This is a genomic window from Nodosilinea sp. LEGE 06152 (assembly GCF_015207525.1).
Lineage (GTDB): Bacteria > Cyanobacteriota > Cyanobacteriia > Phormidesmidales > Phormidesmidaceae > Nodosilinea.
Map to the genome: position 1 here is coordinate 117547 of NZ_JADEWR010000003.1, position 15200 is coordinate 132746.

The window sequence follows — 15200 nt, forward strand, 5'->3', positions numbered from 1 at the left end:
TCCTAGGGGCGAACGGGGTTGGGGCGAGCGGTGTTTAGGCCGGGGCAGAACAGGTTGGGCCGCCGAAACTGGGGCAGGCTAATCGCCAGGAACATCAGGGTACGGGTGCAGGTCAGCGCCGTAAACATGCTGATGAGCACGCCAATACCCAGGGTGAGGGCAAACCCCTTGACTAGACCAGCGCCAAAGTAAAACAGCGCCAGGCAGGAAATTAGGGTGGTGACGTTGCCATCTAAGATGCTCGAAAAGGCGCGGAAAAACCCCGATTCAACAGAGCGGTAGAGGGTTTTGTCTGATCTCAGCTCCTCGCGGGTGCGCTCAAAGATCAGCACATTGGCATCTACCGCCATGCCAATGCTGAGAATAAACCCGGCAATGCCCGGCAGCGTCAGGGTGACTCCCAACAGGTTAAAGGCGGCCCAGGTGAGCAGCGCGTAGATAATGAGGGCCACGTCGGCCAGGATGCCGGGCAGACGGTAGTAGACCGCCATAAACACCAGCACCAGGGCCAGCCCGGCCAGGCCCGCATAGAGGCTGCGCTGAATGCTGTCGCGCCCCAGGGTGGGGCCAACGGTGCGGTTTTCAACTACCTCTACCGGCAGGGGCAGGGCACCGCCGCGCAGCTGAATTGCCAACTCGTTGGCCGACTCGGCGGTAAAGCTGCCCGAAATCTCTGCACCGCCTCCGGTAATGCCGGTTTCGGCGTACTGGACGTTGACCGTGGGGGCACTGAGCAGTCGGTTATCGAGGAAGATGCCGATGGTGCGGCCTGTACCGGCGATCGCCTTCGTCAGCTCGGCAAACTGGTTGCCGCCCTCGTTATTGAAGCGAATAGAGACGACCCAGCGACCGGCACTGTCGGTACCGGCGATCGCATCCGTGAGCTGGTCGCCACCTAGTGTGCTTGGCTCAAACAGGTTGGCGATGGCGGCTTCGCTGGCCCTGATATCGGCCTGGAGCCGCTCAATGCGGGCCTGGGTTTCAGGCTCGGTTGCCCCCTCGGGCAGGCTGGACTGGAGGGCGGCCAGCTCGCCTAAATGACCTTGCAGCACCTGATTTTCGATCGCCAGCTGCTGATCGGTACCGGCTCGCTGGGCGCGAAACTCTAGCTGAGCCGTGCCCCCCAGCACCCGCTCCGCCTGTTCGGGGTCGCTGACGCCGGGCAGCTGTACCAGCAGCTGGTTGTTGCTCAACTGCTGCACCACCGCCTCCGACACGCCCAGGCCGTTGACCCGGCCTTCTACGACACTTTGCACCACCTCCATATCTCGTTCGGAGATCGTGGGGATGGCTGCGGTGGGCTGCACCTGAATGGTGAGCTGAGATCCGCCGCGCAGGTCTAGCCCCAAGCGGGTGGGAATTTGGGTGATTACCACCACGGCGGCGATGGTGAGCGCCAAAATAACCCCTAGCCAAGCTCGATATTTTGCCATTGCGGGTGCTGCGGTGTGGGTACGAAGTGGGAAGATTTTCCCCGGAGACGGTGGCGGGCGGTGCCCACCCTACAGGGTTTTGGGTTCAGATTGAGACCTACCCCTAGACCTTGAGGGCGACCATGTTTTCGACGGCGGCCTCAATTTGCTTGGGCTGCACAATGGTCAGTGTCTCTAGCTTACCGTTGTAGGGGGTGGGTATGTCTTGGGAAGACAGCCGCACCACCGGAGCATCGAGCTCGTCGAAGTAGCGATCGTTGATGGAGGCAATAATTTCAGCGCCAATGCCGCCAGTTTTCATACACTCCTCCACGATAATCACGCGGTGGGTCTTTTTAATCGACTGGCCAATGGTGTCAAAATCGAGCGGCTTGAGGGAGATTAAATCAATCACCTCCGGGTCGAGCCCCTTTTTCTCTAGCCCCTTGACCGCCTGCATGACGTGGTGGCGCATGCGGGAGTAGGTGAGAATAGTGACGTCTTTGCCGGAGCGCACTATTTCGGCCTTATCAAGCGGCACCACGTACTCGTGGTTGGGCAGGTCTTCTTTGAGGTTGTAGAGCAGCACGTGCTCAAAAAACAGCACCGGGTTGTCGTCGCGAATGGCGGCCTTGAGCAGCCCCTTGGCGTTGTAGGGGGTGGAGCAGGCGACGATCTTGAGCCCCGGCACTGCCTGAAAGTAGGCCTCCAGCCGCTGGGAGTGCTCGGCCCCCAGCTGACGACCCACGCCCCCCGGCCCCCGAATCACCATCGGAATTTTGAAGTTGCCGCCGGAGGTATAGCGCAGCATACCGGCGTTGTTGGCAATTTGGTTAAAGGCCAGCAGCAAAAAGCCCATGTTCATGCCCTCAATGATCGGGCGCAGGCCGGTCATCGCCGCCCCTACGGCCATACCGGTAAAGCTGTTTTCGGCGATCGGGGTGTCGAGCACGCGCAGCTCGCCGTACTTGTTGTACAGGTCTTTGGTGACTTTGTAGGAACCGCCGTAGACGCCAACGTCTTCGCCCAGCACAAATACAGTGTCGTCGCGGCCCATCTCCTCATCGATGGCCTCGCGGAGGGCGTTGAATAAAAGGGTTTCTGCCATTGTTGGGATGTTTAGTGGGTGGATGGGTAGGTGAGTGGGCGGGTGGATGGGTGGGCGAGCGGCCAACGACTTCGGCGATCGTGCCAATGCTGTGCCGCAATGCACCGTTTCCAGAGCCCCGTAGGGTGGGCACTGCCCACCACGCAACTGGCTATTTTTCAAACTCTTCCCCAGTTTGGGGTCGCCAGTTTGGGATCAATCCTCAGCGAAGATGTACTTGTAGAGGTCGTCGGGGCTGGGTTCGGGGCTGTCTTCGGCGAAGGTGAGGGCGTCATCGATGCGGGTTTGAATGCGATCGCGCACTTCCTTGAGCGTCCCTTCCTCGGCCAGGTTGTGCTCAACCAGGTAGGCCTCAAATCGCTTGATCGGGTCGCGGGCCAGCCAGGCCTCTTTTTCGGCTTTCGATCGCAGCTCGTCGGGGTCGGCCAGCGAGTGGCCACGGAAGCGGTAGGTGAGCGCTTCAATCAGGGTTGGGCCTTCGCCAGCGCGGGCGCGGGCCACGGCTTCCTGAGCAACGGCCCGTACAGCCATTACATCCATGCCGTCGACCTCAATGCCGGGCATGCCAAACACCGAGGCTTTCTTATAGATCTCGGGCTGGGAGGTGGCTCGCTCGTGGGCCATGCCGATCGCCCACTTGTTGTTTTCCACCACAAATAAGATCGGCAGCTTCCACAAAGCCGCCATATTCAGGCATTCAAAAAACTGACCGTTGTTGCTGGTGCCATCGCCAAAGAAACAGGCGGTCACCTGGTCGGCACTGGCATCGCCCAGAGCGTCGCGGCGGTAGCGCGACTGAAACGCGGCCCCCAGGGCAACCGGAATGCCTTCGCCGATAAAGGCAAAGCCCCCCAGCAGGTTGTGCTCGCTCGAAAACAAGTGCATCGAGCCGCCCCGACCTTTGCTGCAGCCGGTCTCTTTGCCGAACAGCTCGGCCATCACGTTTTTAGCGGGCACCCCAGCGCTGAGGGCGTGGACGTGGTCGCGGTAGGTACTGCACACGTAGTCATCGGAGCGCAGCGATTTGATCACGCCGCTAGAGACGGCCTCCTGGCCGTTGTAGAGGTGCACAAAACCGAACATTTTGCCCCGATAGTACATCTCGGCGCACTTATCTTCAAAGAAGCGCCCCAGAATCATGTCTTCGTAGAGCACCAGCCCTTCCTCAGGGGAGATCTGGGCCGGGGGAGCCTGAAATTGGGGTAACGTCCGTTCTTGAACCATGGATTTTGCTGGGTCCTACGCCGCGATGTCCAACATTTGACTATACCGAAAAGTATCCACCCTGGGCAGGGGGCAGGCCAAGATACGCTTTTCATCATACCGAGTGGGTCGCCCGGTAACGGTGCTCGGCGCTGCTAAGGAGTGGTACCCCAAGACGAAGCCCAGAGGCTATACCCCAGGTCATCCTCAGATTTGCCCCATCTAGCGGCTAAATCTGGCCCCATTTGACACCCTCAGTCAATACTGTCGGCACACACACACCCTGCCGGGGAACAGAGCCAGGACTTTCATTTAATCTTTAAGAAATCTGGGCTGCAAAACCTAGGGCGTGTCATCAATTCTGGCTCAAGTCCTGATGCTATCAGCATGGCCGCGCCCGACTCAAAAAATAGGCTAGGGTCTGTTCAAATTAAACGGGTCAAGTACTAGTGTCTGTCAGGCCTAGAGCCAGGGATTGTTCTAGGGGCATTCGCACAGTAATGCACTGCCAGGATCTCAATCGTTTGTATTGATCTTTATGTATTGATAGGCCCCAGGCTTTGGGCATCAAGACAGTTTATTGGGAAAATTGCGGCGATCGCCTCCATGCAGGCATTGCAGCGGCGGGTATCTATACGTCTGGTCGAGTCAAGGCTAGCGGCTACCTCTGACGGCAAGGGCAGACATGTGTTATAAACTTCACTTTTGGTTTGGTATTGGAGTAAACGCGGTAGGGTGTAGCTATTTCCCCACGTTCTTATCGGCAATTGCCAGGGGGACAATCGCCAGGGGTAAGACATCGACCGGGCATCGGTCGCAAACTGGCTCTGATGTAGGGCCAGTCAGCAGGGCAAGGGGGCAGCTTCAGGATTGTAGGGTTGGCTCACTAGGGTTAGAAATATGGGTTTTGGCCTCCGATGGCGGTTAAAAATTCAGCGGGTTGAGCAGTCCGCAATAAATCTTTTTGGATACTATTTCGAGTGAATTCGCTGTTGGGGACGTGAGCTGTGCAAATTCCGTTAGACTACTACCGAATTCTGGGGTTACCGATTCAGGCGACTGCCAACCAGCTAGCCCAGGCCCACCGCGATCGCGGCCTGCAGCTACCCCGACGCGAATTTTCGGCCGCCGCCATTGAAGCTCGCAAACAGCTGATTGACGAGGCCTACGCCGTGCTGTCTGACCGCGATCGCCGCCGCGACTACGACAGCAAGTTTTTAGCCAGTGCCTACACCGTCGATATGGGCGACATGGGGCCAGCCCCTCTCGCCGAGGGGCGTATTCCGGGCCTGGAGGTGAGCGCTGACGTAGGGGAGGCGGCCCTCAGGTCGCTGGCGACCGAACCCGGCGGCAGCGAGGCCCAGAGTTCCAAAATTGAAATTGATTCCGACCAGCTGGTGGGAGCGCTGCTGATCCTGCTGGAGCTGGGAGAATACGAGCAGGTGCTCCAGCTAGGCCAGCCCCAGCTCAGCAACCCCTACGCCAGCGGCGGTATGGCCAGCCCCGCCCCCGCTCAGGACGACGTTGTGCTCACCCTGGCTCTGGCCTGCCTGGAACTGGGCCGCGAGCAGTGGCAGCAGCGCCAGTACGAAATTGCGGCCGAGTCGCTGCAAACGGGGCACGAGCTGCTGGCTCGGGGCAACCACTTTCCGGCTATTCGAGCCGAAATTCAAACCGAGCTGTACAAGCTGCGGCCCTACCGAATTTTGGAGCTGCTGGCCCGTCCCCTCGACCAAACCCGCGAGCGCCGTCAGGGGCTCAAGCTGCTCAAGGCCATGCTCGAAGATCGGGGCGGCATTGAGGGCAGTGAGGACGATCTCTCGGGGCTGGCGATCGACGACTTTCTGCGGTTTATCCAACAGCTGCGCGACTACCTCACCGCCTCAGAACAGCAGGAGCTATTCGAGCACGAGTCCCGCCGCCCTTCCCCCGTGGCCACCTATCTGACGGTGTATGCCCTGCTAGCCCGAGGGTTTGCCCGCCACCAGCCCGCCCTGGTACGCCGAGCCAAGCAGCTGCTGTTGCGTCTGGGCGGTCAGCAAGACGTCCACCTGGAGCAGGCCGTTTGCGCCCTGCTGCTGGGCCAGACCGAAGAGGCCAACCGCGCCCTGGAACTGAGCCAGGAGTACGAGCCGCTGGCCTACATTCGGGAGCACTCGCGCCAGTCGCCCGACCTGCTGCCGGGGCTGTGCCTCTACGCTGAGCGCTGGCTCAAGGACGAGCTGTTTCCCCACTTTCGCGACTTCAAAGACCAGGAGGCCACCCTCAAGGACTATTTTGCCGATGCCCAGGTGCAGGCCTACCTAGAGACTATGCCCTCCAGCCCCGGTGCCACGGAGCCGCGCTGGGCCCAGGCGGGGGCGCAGGGATCATCAGCCCAGTTTTCGACCTCGGGCCAGGGCGCTGCGACCCAGTTTTCCACCGGCCAGTTTCCAACCATTGAGGGGTCGTTGCCCATTGGGGCTCCCACCATGCCCGTCACCCCGACCCGTCGCGGGGCCCCCCCGGCCGCGCCAACCGATCGCGGCTACGGCAGCAACGGCMACGGCCCCTACTCGACTCCAACCCCAGACCCGGCCCGCAACGGCACCCGCAACGGTCGCCGCCGCCCAGCCCAGCCTGATCCCTGGGCTGAAACGGCCAACCCGACTGGCGACCCGACCGGTGAGTTGGCTGACCCCAGTACCGCTGGCTTTGATCTTCGCGAGGATGGACAGGACGATCTCTCGGTGGCAGAGCGGGTAGCCCAGCTCTCGCCCGAGGGGAAAATGACGGCAGCGGGCGATCGCGAAACCCAGAGCCCTAGATCGGAGCCGCCCCCACGGGGAAAACGGGAAAAGCGCGCGGCGGCGATCGCCGCCGCCGATGCCGCCCTACCCCCAGGCCAACAAGCCTTTCCCGACATAGTAGCCCCGACGCGCGATCGCCGTGCTGCCCCGCGCTGGGGACGACTCGCCCTGGTGGGGGCTGCAGGCATTGTCGGCGTTGGCATTTTGGGCTTTGGCACCATGCGAGCGCTAAGCTGGGTCACGTCGGCCTTTAGCGGGCCTAGAATCTCGGGTCAACCCCTGGCCATTCGCGTTGACCAGCCTGCCTTTGAAATTCCTGAAGCGACGCCCGCCCCCACTGAAATCGGCGTTAACGATATGGCCGGTCGGGTGATCAACGAATGGCTGGAGATCAAACGGCAGGCGCTGGGCAAAGACTACCAGGGCGATCGCCTTGATGACATTCTGCTAGAGCCGGTGCTGACCCAGTGGACTCGCCGCGCCGATGCCGCCGCCGCCGAAAGCTGGTACTGGGAGTACGAGCACAACGTTGAGGTAGAGTCGGTTACCCCCGACGACCCGACCGCCGACCAACTCCAGGCGGTGGCCGTTGTATCTGAGAAAGCGCGGCTATTTGAGTTTGGCGTTGAAAATACCAGCGCCGCCTATGACGACACCCTCAGAATGCAGTACGACCTCGTGCGCCAGGACGGCAAGTGGTTTGTAAAGGGAATGAATAAGCTGGCGGATACAAACTAGGTGGGTGGGTAGTGCGTGGATGGGTAGGTGGGTAGTTGGTTCCCCTGCCGCTGGATGAATTACCATAGACGCCCACGGTTAAGGCCATTGTTCGGCAATCCCTCCGGACGGGCGGGGCCTAACTGTGTTTTGATAGAATGCTGTTCGTACTAACCTCAAAGCTGAATGCCAGTCAATAGCCCGCCTGCTCCCCAGCCCCCCCTGGTGCTTGACACCCTTGCCCATCCAGGGCTGCCCAACGATGAGTGCCCACGTCGGGCGCGCATTCAGCTCGATCTGCTGCTGTTGGCGATCGAAGCGCTCGATCTGGGCGGCGGCGAGGCCATGCTAGCGATCTCCCGCGAGCTTGCTTTGGAGGGTTTGGTGAAGAACCGAGTGCACCTGTGGCTGCTGCGGGGCACCAACCCCATGCGGCGCTACAGCCAGCGCCGCCCACTTCAGATTGAAGAGGCTAAGGCTCTAGTAGTCATCATTTGCACCCTGGCACGGCGGCTAACGGTGCTGGTGCGCCAACTTCTGGTGGGCTATCAGCAGCTGGCCGACAGGCAGCTCTCGCCGGAGCACCACTTTCGCCTGGCCGATTATCTAAGCCGCTTTCGCAGCCACTTTCGGGCTCGCATGAACCCTCGCCGGGCGGGGGTAATTGCCTACAGCACCGACGAAAAGCTCGACGAGCTAGCGGTGCAGCTTTTGCAACAACTGCTGCTGTGCTCTGGGGTGCTTGGCCCCCAGCGGCTCTGGAGTAGCCTGTTTGACGGAGAAGTATCATGACCGTTCAGCGGCAATACACCCTGCCCCACTGCAATCTGGTTTTGGAGGGGCTGAGCGCCGACGCCAACGACCCCCTCTCGCCCCTGGCGGTGCTCATGAATGCCGAGTGCCATCTGCCCGGTGCCACCGATGCCACCCTGGCCGGCGGGCGCGAGTTTTTAGACAGCTTGGTGGCCGCTGTTAGCCGCTACGGGCAGCAGTTGCTCAGCGGCGTGCCCTACCCAGACCGGGCGACGACTCCTCCTATTGTAGAAATCAAGCCGGGTGAGAGCACCTACCACCACCTGATTGTGCATCAGCAGCCCCTGGGCGAACCCCTAAGTGACATTAATGCTCAGCCTCCCCTGGACATTAAGCTCACCACGGTGCAGTTCTACGACCTGATGGAAGCGGTCGATCAGCTTCTGGCCGACACCCAAACCCTGCCTGACCTGACGGCTCGGTTTCAGGCCGTGTCGCGGCGGCTGGTGCAGCCCACCGAACCGATGGCCAAGCGAGCCGCCCCAGCGGCTCTGGGCGCAGCGACCCTGGTGGCGGCTGGCCTGGCCCTATTCTTTGTGCCCCCGCCCGAGTTTGAGCCGACTCGCCCCGAATCTGAGTCGGCCCCTCCGGCTGAGTCGAGCACCAATCCTTTAGAGACCGCTCCCCCCGACGCCGCTGGTGACCCATCCACCGATGACTCCTCTGCTGAACCTGCAGATGACGCAGCAGCGGCAGGGAGTCTAGATCGCCTGGAGACAGCCCCAGCCATTACTGATGCCGCTACCTTGGCCCTGCTGCAGTCGGATGTGACCCGTCGCCTACAGGAAGCCTGGGCCGATGCCCCGCGCCCCAGTGGCGATCTGGTTTATCGTATGGTGGTTTCAGAGGACGGCGACGTCTTGGGTTACAAGTACGAAAATGACCTGGCCCTGGCCGAGGTCGACAATACTCCGCTGCCTCAGCTCACCTTTGTGCCTGTGAATGCAGCGGAGCCAGTGCGTGAGCAGGTAGCCCAGTTTTTGGCCACCTTTACGCCCGCTGGAGAGGTGGTGGTCGAGCCTACCAATTCCCCTTCTGAGGCAGCGACGGCGACAACCGCAACGGCAGCGACAGAGCTGCCTACCCTGGAGAACAAAATCACCGCTGGCGATCGCATTCGCGCCCTCAATAGCGCCCTCTATGACGACATTTTGGCTGAGCTAGAGCCGCTGTCGGCCAGCGAAGACCTGCGATATCGGGTGCGTTTGAGCGAGGCGGGCGAGGTGGTGGGCTACGAGCCAATCAACGCTGCCGCTGGCCTGCTGGTTGAAGAAACGCCGCTGCCCGGTCTGGTCACGGCCCCCGATAGCGATCGCAATCAGGCTGACTTTCAGGTAGTGTTCACTGAGGGCGGCGTGTTGCAGGTCAGCCCGTGGGATGGCTGGCCCCAGTGAGCTAGATCCATCTCCGATTTGACTCAGCGCCGCTAGCCGATGTTTTGAGCCTAACTACACCATGGCCGATTCTCCCGATCTGCCGCCCCCGACCTCAAACAAAACACCGTCGGCGGGAGGTTCTAATCCGGTTTCCCCAGCGCCGGTTGCACCACTGCCGGTCACCCCGGCTGCAGCAGATTCCGCTACCAGGCCCCGATCGGGTTTGGGGTCTGGGCTACACGCTCTGTGGACTTTGGTGGTGCGCCTACTCATGCTGGGGGTCGGAGTTAGCTTTGGTTGGATAGTCGGCATGCTGGTGGCTCAGACGTTTCCGGCCCGTAGCGCAGAGCCGCCGCTGACGGAAGTAGCCCTGCGCCACAGCAGTCAAACCCTGCGCAAACTGCAGCAGCTGCCCCAGTGGTGGCGGGGTGACAGGGTCGTGGGGCTAGCCGCTGAAGATTCTGGGTCAGACGCTACTGCCGCCGAACGGCCGCCCGTGAACGATCGCGATCGCATCGCGACAGACCTCAACACCCTGAGCCAGGACATATCTAACCTCAACACCCGCCTGAAAGCACTGGAAACCACTCTAGACTTGCCTTCTACCGGCGGCATTGAAGCTCGTTTTCAGCGCCTTGATCAACGCCTCAACGCTGACAACGCGGCGGCTGAGGCCCCGGCAGCGCCACCTGCGACCGAACCACCGACCGCTGCCGAGCCACCGCCCCCTGCCGCTGAGCCTGTGGCCCTAACGCCTTACCAGGAGCCGCGCTTTCCCCTAGTGCGCGATCGCGTGGTGTTGCCCAGCGCCCTGCTGTTTGAGCCGGGCAGCAGCATTCTCACCGCCCCCGGCCAGCAGCTACTCGATGCGATTGTGTCTGACCTGAGTCGCTATGGTGCCGCCACTCTGCTGGTGGGCAGCCATACCGGCGCTACCGCCCCTGAACCCGCCAGTCAGCTGACCCTGCAGCAGTCTCTGGCAGTGCAGCAGCATCTGGCCCCGCAGCTAGAGGGCAACGGCAGCCGCTGGGTAGCGGTGGGCTACGGCAGCACCCGTCCGCTGGCCACCACTACCAGCGCTGACCAGTCGCGCAACCAGCGAGTCGAAATTGGCATTGTCCCCAGTAGATAAGTTGCCCGGTAGATAACCTATGCGCCTTGTGTTTTTTGGTACACCTCAGTTTGCGGTGCCCAGCCTCCAGCGACTGCTGGCCGAGCCGGGCTTTGAGGTGGCTGCCGTGGTCACCCAGCCCGATCGCCGTCGAGGCCGGGGCAAGCAGGTCGATGCCTCCCCCGTAAAGCAGGCGGCCGGCGATCGGCCCGTGCTGCAGCCCAACCGAATTAAAAAAGACGAGGCTACCCTCACCGCCCTGGAGGCGATCGGGGCCGATGCTTTTGTGGTGGTGGCCTACGGGCAGCTGCTCTCGGCGCGCATTCTCGATATGCCTCGCCTCGGCTGCATCAACGGCCACGGCTCGCTGCTGCCCGCCTATCGCGGAGCGGCCCCCATTCAGTGGTGTATTGTCAACGGCGATCGCGCCACCGGCATGACCACCATGCAAATGAACCTGGGCATGGATACCGGCGATATGCTGCTCAAGTCGCACCTGCCCATTGGCCTGCTAGACACCGCCGGGGAGGTGGCGGCGACCCTGGCGCAGCAGTGCGCCGACCTGCTGGTAGAGACCCTGCACGGTCTGCAGGCCGGTACCCTCAAACCAGAACCGCAAAATGATGCCCAGGCCACCTACGCGCCGCTGATTCAAAAAAAAGATTTTGAACTGGACTGGGGAAAAGCGGCGATCGCGCTCCACAACCAGGTGCGCGGCTTTTACCCCAACTGCGTCACGACGCTGCGGGGGCAGCCGCTCAAGGTAATGGCCACCGCACCGCTGGACGAACCCTACTGGGCAGAGCTGCCCTCGGAGCTAGTGGCCCTGCGGGATGCCGTAGCAGGCATTGCCGCTGAAGCCGCCCAGCAGAGTTCTCCTCCCGGCACCATTGTGAGCCTGCTCAAGAGCCAGGGCCCCGTGGTACAGACCGGCGACGGGCTGCTGCTGCTGCGCCAGGTTAAGCCCAGCGGCAAGCAGGCCCAAGCGGGGGCCGATTTTGTCAACGGCAGCCGACTGCAGGTAGAAGAATTGCTTGGCTAGGAGCCAGCTACGAATTCAGTTGGTAAGCTGGGGTAGTTTGGTCAATCCTTCCGCAGAGAGAACTTCCAGCGATGAAAGCAGAGCCTTCAGCGACTGCGGCAACCTACGGTCCGGTGCCAGAATATTTGCAAAATCGCCGCGATGTAGTGTTTTTAGTGCTGTCGGGGCTATTTCTTGGCACCCTGGGCATGCTCAACATTCTCGGCATCAGCCGGTTTGTCAACGTGTTTACCTGGGGCAGTTTTGCCGTCACGGTCGCGGTAGGGGTGCTGCCCTACCCGCTGACCTTTCTCTGCACCGACCTGATCTCAGAACTCTACGGCAAGCAAAAGGCCAACCAGGTCGTGTGGGTAGGGCTACTGCTCAACGCCTGGGTGCTCTTTATCGTTTGGGTGGGCGGTCTGTTGCCGGGGTTTGAAACCCTTGACCCCGCCACTGGCGAAATTGCCCGAGACGCCGCTGGGCGACTGCCAGTATTTTTTGAAATTCGCAACCTCACCTTTGGGGCTGTAACCGCCTCAATGCTGGCCTACATGGCGGCTCAGTTTGTCGATGTCTACCTGTTTCACTTTTGGAAAGAGTTGACCAACGGCAAGCACCTGTGGCTGCGCAACAACGGCTCGACCCTAATTAGCCAGCTGGTCGATACCACCGCCGTTGTGCTAATTACCCACTTTTTGGCCGGGGCGCTGCCCATCGAGGCGGGGCAGGAACTGTGGCCCCAGCTAATTCGCTTTATTGGCTATGGCTATGTGTTTAAGCTAGTGGCGGCCCTGCTCGATACGGGGCCGTTTTACCTCTGCGTGTTTTGGCTGTCGAGCTATCTGGGGCTAGAGTCGCCTGTCCCAAAGCCGAAGCGCCCTCGCCTGGGCAGCCGAGGGCAAACCTAACCGATCGCTGAGCGTTGGCTGAACACAGGCATGAATCAAAAATTAGCTGAGTCGTTAGTTTACCAGCGCTACCGAGTCACCTACTTTGACTGTACCTTCAACCAGTACGGCTCCATATACCCCTGCGTAGCCCTCGTGCGCTTGGGCAACGTGTTTGATAATTTTAGGGTTGGCCTCTGATGTATCTGGGTCTAAGGTGATGACTTTACATCTGGGGTCACGCTCTAGAACGCTGATCTCCAGGCGATCGCCTATCTTCAAGCGACGGCCAACCAGGTCTTGCTCATAGAGGGGTGGTTTTTCGTCATTCCAGGTGACGTAAAAGTTAGCTCTAAACCGGCGCTTGTCAATGTCCATCTCTAGCTCTTCGCTGAGCTGATCGCAGGTTTGCCGCGAGAAAAGGGAAAGCGGACGACAGTCATACTGGCTTCTTTGAGTAAAGTGGAGCGTCAAACCATCACTCTGGGTTACTGTTTTCAGGTGGGCCATAAACGCCTCACTGCTCAGGTCGAAAATCTGCCCGTCCGGGGTTGCGACCTCAACCGCAAACTGTTCTGCATCAGGATAGAGAGGATTGATTCCAGGCCCTAAACGCTGCGCGGCTTCCAGTTGTTCAGGCTTGAGCGTAACGCTGTGGTGCTTATATCGCGGTTTGTACTGCAATAAATCTTCCTGCTCGCGAGCCGTGTGCCAGGGAAAAGCTGGGTTGCCTTTGTCGTTAATCAACCCGTAGAGGCGATCGCCCATCACCCCGGCAAAGGCCACAAATACTTCGTCGAGCTGTTCACCGCCCATGCTTTTGACGGGGTAGCGCCAAAGGCTCTCGATCACGCCTACTGCAGTCATGCCATTGCTCCCACTGGTGCCCCCATTCAACACAATCGCTCCTGGTGATGGCGTGTTGTGGGTTACGTTTAAGTCAATTAAACATCATTGAGACTCAGCGGGTGCTACCTGGGCTTGCTCACAGACAAATCTCAGGACGGCGGCGGCGCTACTGCCAGACTGCGGTTGCGACAACGGCCCCGCATCGCCATAGTTGATACGCCGAATCACCTGTTGATCCTGGTCGCGGGCAATAATTTGTCTGAGCCGGGCAACACTGCCCACACAGTCGACCGAGCGATACAGCGTGGCACCGTAGACCGGGCGTTCTAGCTCAACGCCAATAAAGGCGTTGTTCGGCTGCGGAAAATCGCGATGTTCCCAATACCAAACCGCTCCATCGCGCAGTTCAATGGAGTTGCGCTCTACCAAAAAGCGATCGCCCACCGCATTGCGCCTAATCTCAACCCAATCCACCTCGGTAGATTGAGCCAGCGCGCTAGACGCGCCAACGGCAGACATAACGGCGACTAAACTGACCAGCAAAGGTTTCATAGGCTACTGAGAATTGGGTTGAGACTGACTGCCAGACGCATCTTCAGACGTGCCCGTGCGGTACTGCTCAACGTTTTGGATGGCCTGCTGAGCGTAGGTATTGTTGGGGCGTTCGTCTAAGGCCCGCTGAAAATAGAGCAGCGCAGTCTCATAGTCGCGCTGTTGGGTTGCCTCATACCCAGCCGCCATGTAGCGATCGAACTCCGATGACTGGGGCGGTTGCTGCGCAGGCGGAGCGGCTTGAGACGGAGCGGTTTGAGACGGAGCCGCTGCTGTCGCGGTTCCCTGCTGCGCGTAGGCATCTGCGACTTTTTGAACGTAATCTGCAATTTCAGCACTGTTGTATTGAGACGAGTCGCCCCGCATCCACCAGGCCGCAGACCTGCGCACCGCCAGCATCTCATTGTTGCCGCTAGCGCCATACTCATCCTGCAGTACATCCCGCATCACACAGATCACCACCGAGCGGGCAACGTCTGGGCTAGCCTCAAACTCAGTCGGTGAAAGCTCTCGACCAAGGCACGACCTCGACCACCGGGGAATGTTTGCAGGCATGATCTGCCAGTCGCTGTAGAGCCCGTCATCGGTGCGGCCCGTCTGCGGTGCGGCCTGACGCAGCGCCTCGACCAGGGCCGCAACTTGAGCATCTGAAACTTGTGACTCCTGGGCCTGGGCGGGTAGCGCTCCCACCGCCAGGGCAACACCAAGGCCAACGATTAGTTTGCCGATGGGTCCTCGCATAGCTATCATCGATCCCAAAATAGCTCTCAGATCGAGATTTTACAGCGATTACCCGAGGCCCGCCATTGACCGTTCGTTAGTTGTTTTTTATACCAAAATCTGATGGCGTTTAGCGGGTGCCTGTAGCTATGTAGTCATGAGCCCGCAGTTTTTGAGGCCGCGGGCTCGCGGAGGTTGGAGGCTTGAAAAGACATTAAAGCGCCGTCCCAGACTACTCTTTGTGGCCCAGGCTTTGCCAAAGCACCGCTTCGCTGGGCATAACAGTCCCCTGGGAGGAGGTTTCAGCCTGCCCGATCGCAACCAGGGTAGTGGCGGCACCGACAAAAATAGCAGCGGCAAAAACAGCGGCGACGGTAGCCAGCAGCTCTAGGCGGTGAAGGGCGATCGCGGCACCAGGGGATTGAAGTTTCATGGAGGGTTAGGGTGAAATAGCCTCCTTCCATTCTACTCATTCTGTAGCATGAGATACAGAAATCTTCCAAAGACTTAAAATTCCTCTGCTTTTCGCCATGGCAATGTTGCAGGAAGCGCATCACCATGACGCATAAAAACCATAGAGAAAAAACTTTTGTAAGCACGTACACAAAGCACTCGGGTCGCCACCCGTAAGCTTGACCC

At 60.1% G+C, this 15200-nt stretch carries 13 protein-coding genes; 6 read left to right on the forward strand and 7 right to left on the reverse strand.

Features of this window, described 5'->3' with window-relative positions:
• Positions 1–2 precede the first annotated feature (2 nt).
• The 3 genes from secD to pdhA all read right to left on the reverse strand — a co-directional run bounded on the left by secD (position 3) and on the right by pdhA (position 3744).
• A complete protein-coding gene (gene secD, locus IQ265_RS05315; RefSeq protein ID WP_194051316.1) occupies positions 3–1433 on the reverse strand; it encodes a protein translocase subunit SecD in 1431 nt (476 codons plus the stop codon).
• A 103-nt stretch (positions 1434–1536) separates the two neighbouring features.
• Positions 1537–2520, reverse strand: a complete 984-nt coding sequence (locus IQ265_RS05320; RefSeq protein WP_194051318.1) for an alpha-ketoacid dehydrogenase subunit beta — start codon at positions 2518–2520, stop codon at positions 1537–1539.
• Between the two features lie 195 nt (positions 2521–2715).
• Complete coding sequence (pdhA, locus tag IQ265_RS05325; RefSeq protein ID WP_194051320.1) at positions 2716–3744, reverse strand: pyruvate dehydrogenase (acetyl-transferring) E1 component subunit alpha; 1029 nt, start codon at positions 3742–3744, stop codon at positions 2716–2718.
• Positions 3745–4730: 986 nt separating this feature from the next.
• On the opposite strand from pdhA, the gene IQ265_RS29825 reads away from it, so the two are divergent.
• The 6 genes from IQ265_RS29825 (at position 4731) to IQ265_RS05355 (ending at position 12461) form a co-directional block, all read left to right on the forward strand.
• Positions 4731–7250: an IMS domain-containing protein gene (locus IQ265_RS29825; RefSeq protein WP_194051322.1), complete on the forward strand. Its 2520-nt coding sequence runs from the start codon at positions 4731–4733 to the stop codon at positions 7248–7250.
• A gap of 165 nt (positions 7251–7415) precedes the next feature.
• Entirely contained in the window at positions 7416–8021 is a 606-nt protein-coding gene (locus IQ265_RS05335; protein WP_194051324.1) for a DUF3038 domain-containing protein, read from the forward strand.
• A complete protein-coding gene (locus tag IQ265_RS05340; RefSeq protein ID WP_194051326.1) occupies positions 8018–9436 on the forward strand; it encodes a DUF4335 domain-containing protein in 1419 nt (472 codons plus the stop codon). Before IQ265_RS05335 ends, IQ265_RS05340 begins: the two co-directional genes overlap by 4 nt.
• Before the next feature lie 61 nt (positions 9437–9497).
• A complete protein-coding gene (locus IQ265_RS05345) occupies positions 9498–10550 on the forward strand; it encodes an OmpA family protein (RefSeq protein ID WP_194051328.1) in 1053 nt (350 codons plus the stop codon).
• Between the two features lie 19 nt (positions 10551–10569).
• A complete protein-coding gene (gene fmt, locus IQ265_RS05350; protein WP_194051330.1) occupies positions 10570–11571 on the forward strand; it encodes a methionyl-tRNA formyltransferase in 1002 nt (333 codons plus the stop codon).
• A 71-nt stretch (positions 11572–11642) separates the two neighbouring features.
• Positions 11643–12461, forward strand: a complete 819-nt coding sequence (locus IQ265_RS05355) for a queuosine precursor transporter (protein WP_194051332.1) — start codon at positions 11643–11645, stop codon at positions 12459–12461.
• Between the two features lie 54 nt (positions 12462–12515).
• Here the strand turns inward: IQ265_RS05355 and IQ265_RS05360 are convergent, their stop codons facing one another.
• The 4 genes from IQ265_RS05360 to IQ265_RS05375 all read right to left on the reverse strand — a co-directional run bounded on the left by IQ265_RS05360 (position 12516) and on the right by IQ265_RS05375 (position 14994).
• The gene (locus IQ265_RS05360) at positions 12516–13307 is read right to left on the reverse strand and encodes an MOSC domain-containing protein (protein ID WP_194051334.1); all 792 of its coding nucleotides are present in this window, start codon (positions 13305–13307) and stop codon (positions 12516–12518) included.
• An 84-nt stretch (positions 13308–13391) separates the two neighbouring features.
• Positions 13392–13841 (reverse strand): hypothetical protein, encoded by a 450-nt coding sequence (locus IQ265_RS05365; protein WP_194051336.1) that lies wholly within the window; start codon positions 13839–13841, stop codon positions 13392–13394.
• Positions 13842–13844: 3 nt separating this feature from the next.
• A complete protein-coding gene (locus tag IQ265_RS05370; RefSeq protein WP_194051337.1) occupies positions 13845–14582 on the reverse strand; it encodes a hypothetical protein in 738 nt (245 codons plus the stop codon).
• A 211-nt stretch (positions 14583–14793) separates the two neighbouring features.
• Positions 14794–14994: a hypothetical protein gene (locus tag IQ265_RS05375; RefSeq protein WP_194051339.1), complete on the reverse strand. Its 201-nt coding sequence runs from the start codon at positions 14992–14994 to the stop codon at positions 14794–14796.
• Positions 14995–15200 lie beyond the last annotated feature (206 nt).

Excerpts from the sequence above, each read along its gene's own strand:
- IQ265_RS05365 (WP_194051336.1), bottom strand. The coding sequence starts at position 13,841 with ATGAAACCTTTGCTGGTCAGTTTAGTCGCCGTTATGTCTGCCGTTGGC.
- IQ265_RS05375 (WP_194051339.1), bottom strand. The coding sequence starts at position 14,994 with ATGAAACTTCAATCCCCTGGTGCCGCGATCGCCCTTCACCGCCTAGAG.
- fmt (WP_194051330.1), top strand. The coding sequence starts at position 10,570 with ATGCGCCTTGTGTTTTTTGGTACACCTCAGTTTGCGGTGCCCAGCCTC.
- pdhA (WP_194051320.1), bottom strand. The coding sequence starts at position 3,744 with ATGGTTCAAGAACGGACGTTACCCCAATTTCAGGCTCCCCCGGCCCAG.
- IQ265_RS05320 (WP_194051318.1), bottom strand. The coding sequence starts at position 2,520 with ATGGCAGAAACCCTTTTATTCAACGCCCTCCGCGAGGCCATCGATGAG.
- IQ265_RS05360 (WP_194051334.1), bottom strand. The coding sequence starts at position 13,307 with ATGACTGCAGTAGGCGTGATCGAGAGCCTTTGGCGCTACCCCGTCAAA.
- IQ265_RS05340 (WP_194051326.1), top strand. The coding sequence starts at position 8,018 with ATGACCGTTCAGCGGCAATACACCCTGCCCCACTGCAATCTGGTTTTG.
- secD (WP_194051316.1), bottom strand. The coding sequence starts at position 1,433 with ATGGCAAAATATCGAGCTTGGCTAGGGGTTATTTTGGCGCTCACCATC.
- IQ265_RS05355 (WP_194051332.1), top strand. The coding sequence starts at position 11,643 with ATGAAAGCAGAGCCTTCAGCGACTGCGGCAACCTACGGTCCGGTGCCA.
- IQ265_RS05345 (WP_194051328.1), top strand. The coding sequence starts at position 9,498 with ATGGCCGATTCTCCCGATCTGCCGCCCCCGACCTCAAACAAAACACCG.
- IQ265_RS05335 (WP_194051324.1), top strand. The coding sequence starts at position 7,416 with ATGCCAGTCAATAGCCCGCCTGCTCCCCAGCCCCCCCTGGTGCTTGAC.
- IQ265_RS05370 (WP_194051337.1), bottom strand. The coding sequence starts at position 14,582 with ATGCGAGGACCCATCGGCAAACTAATCGTTGGCCTTGGTGTTGCCCTG.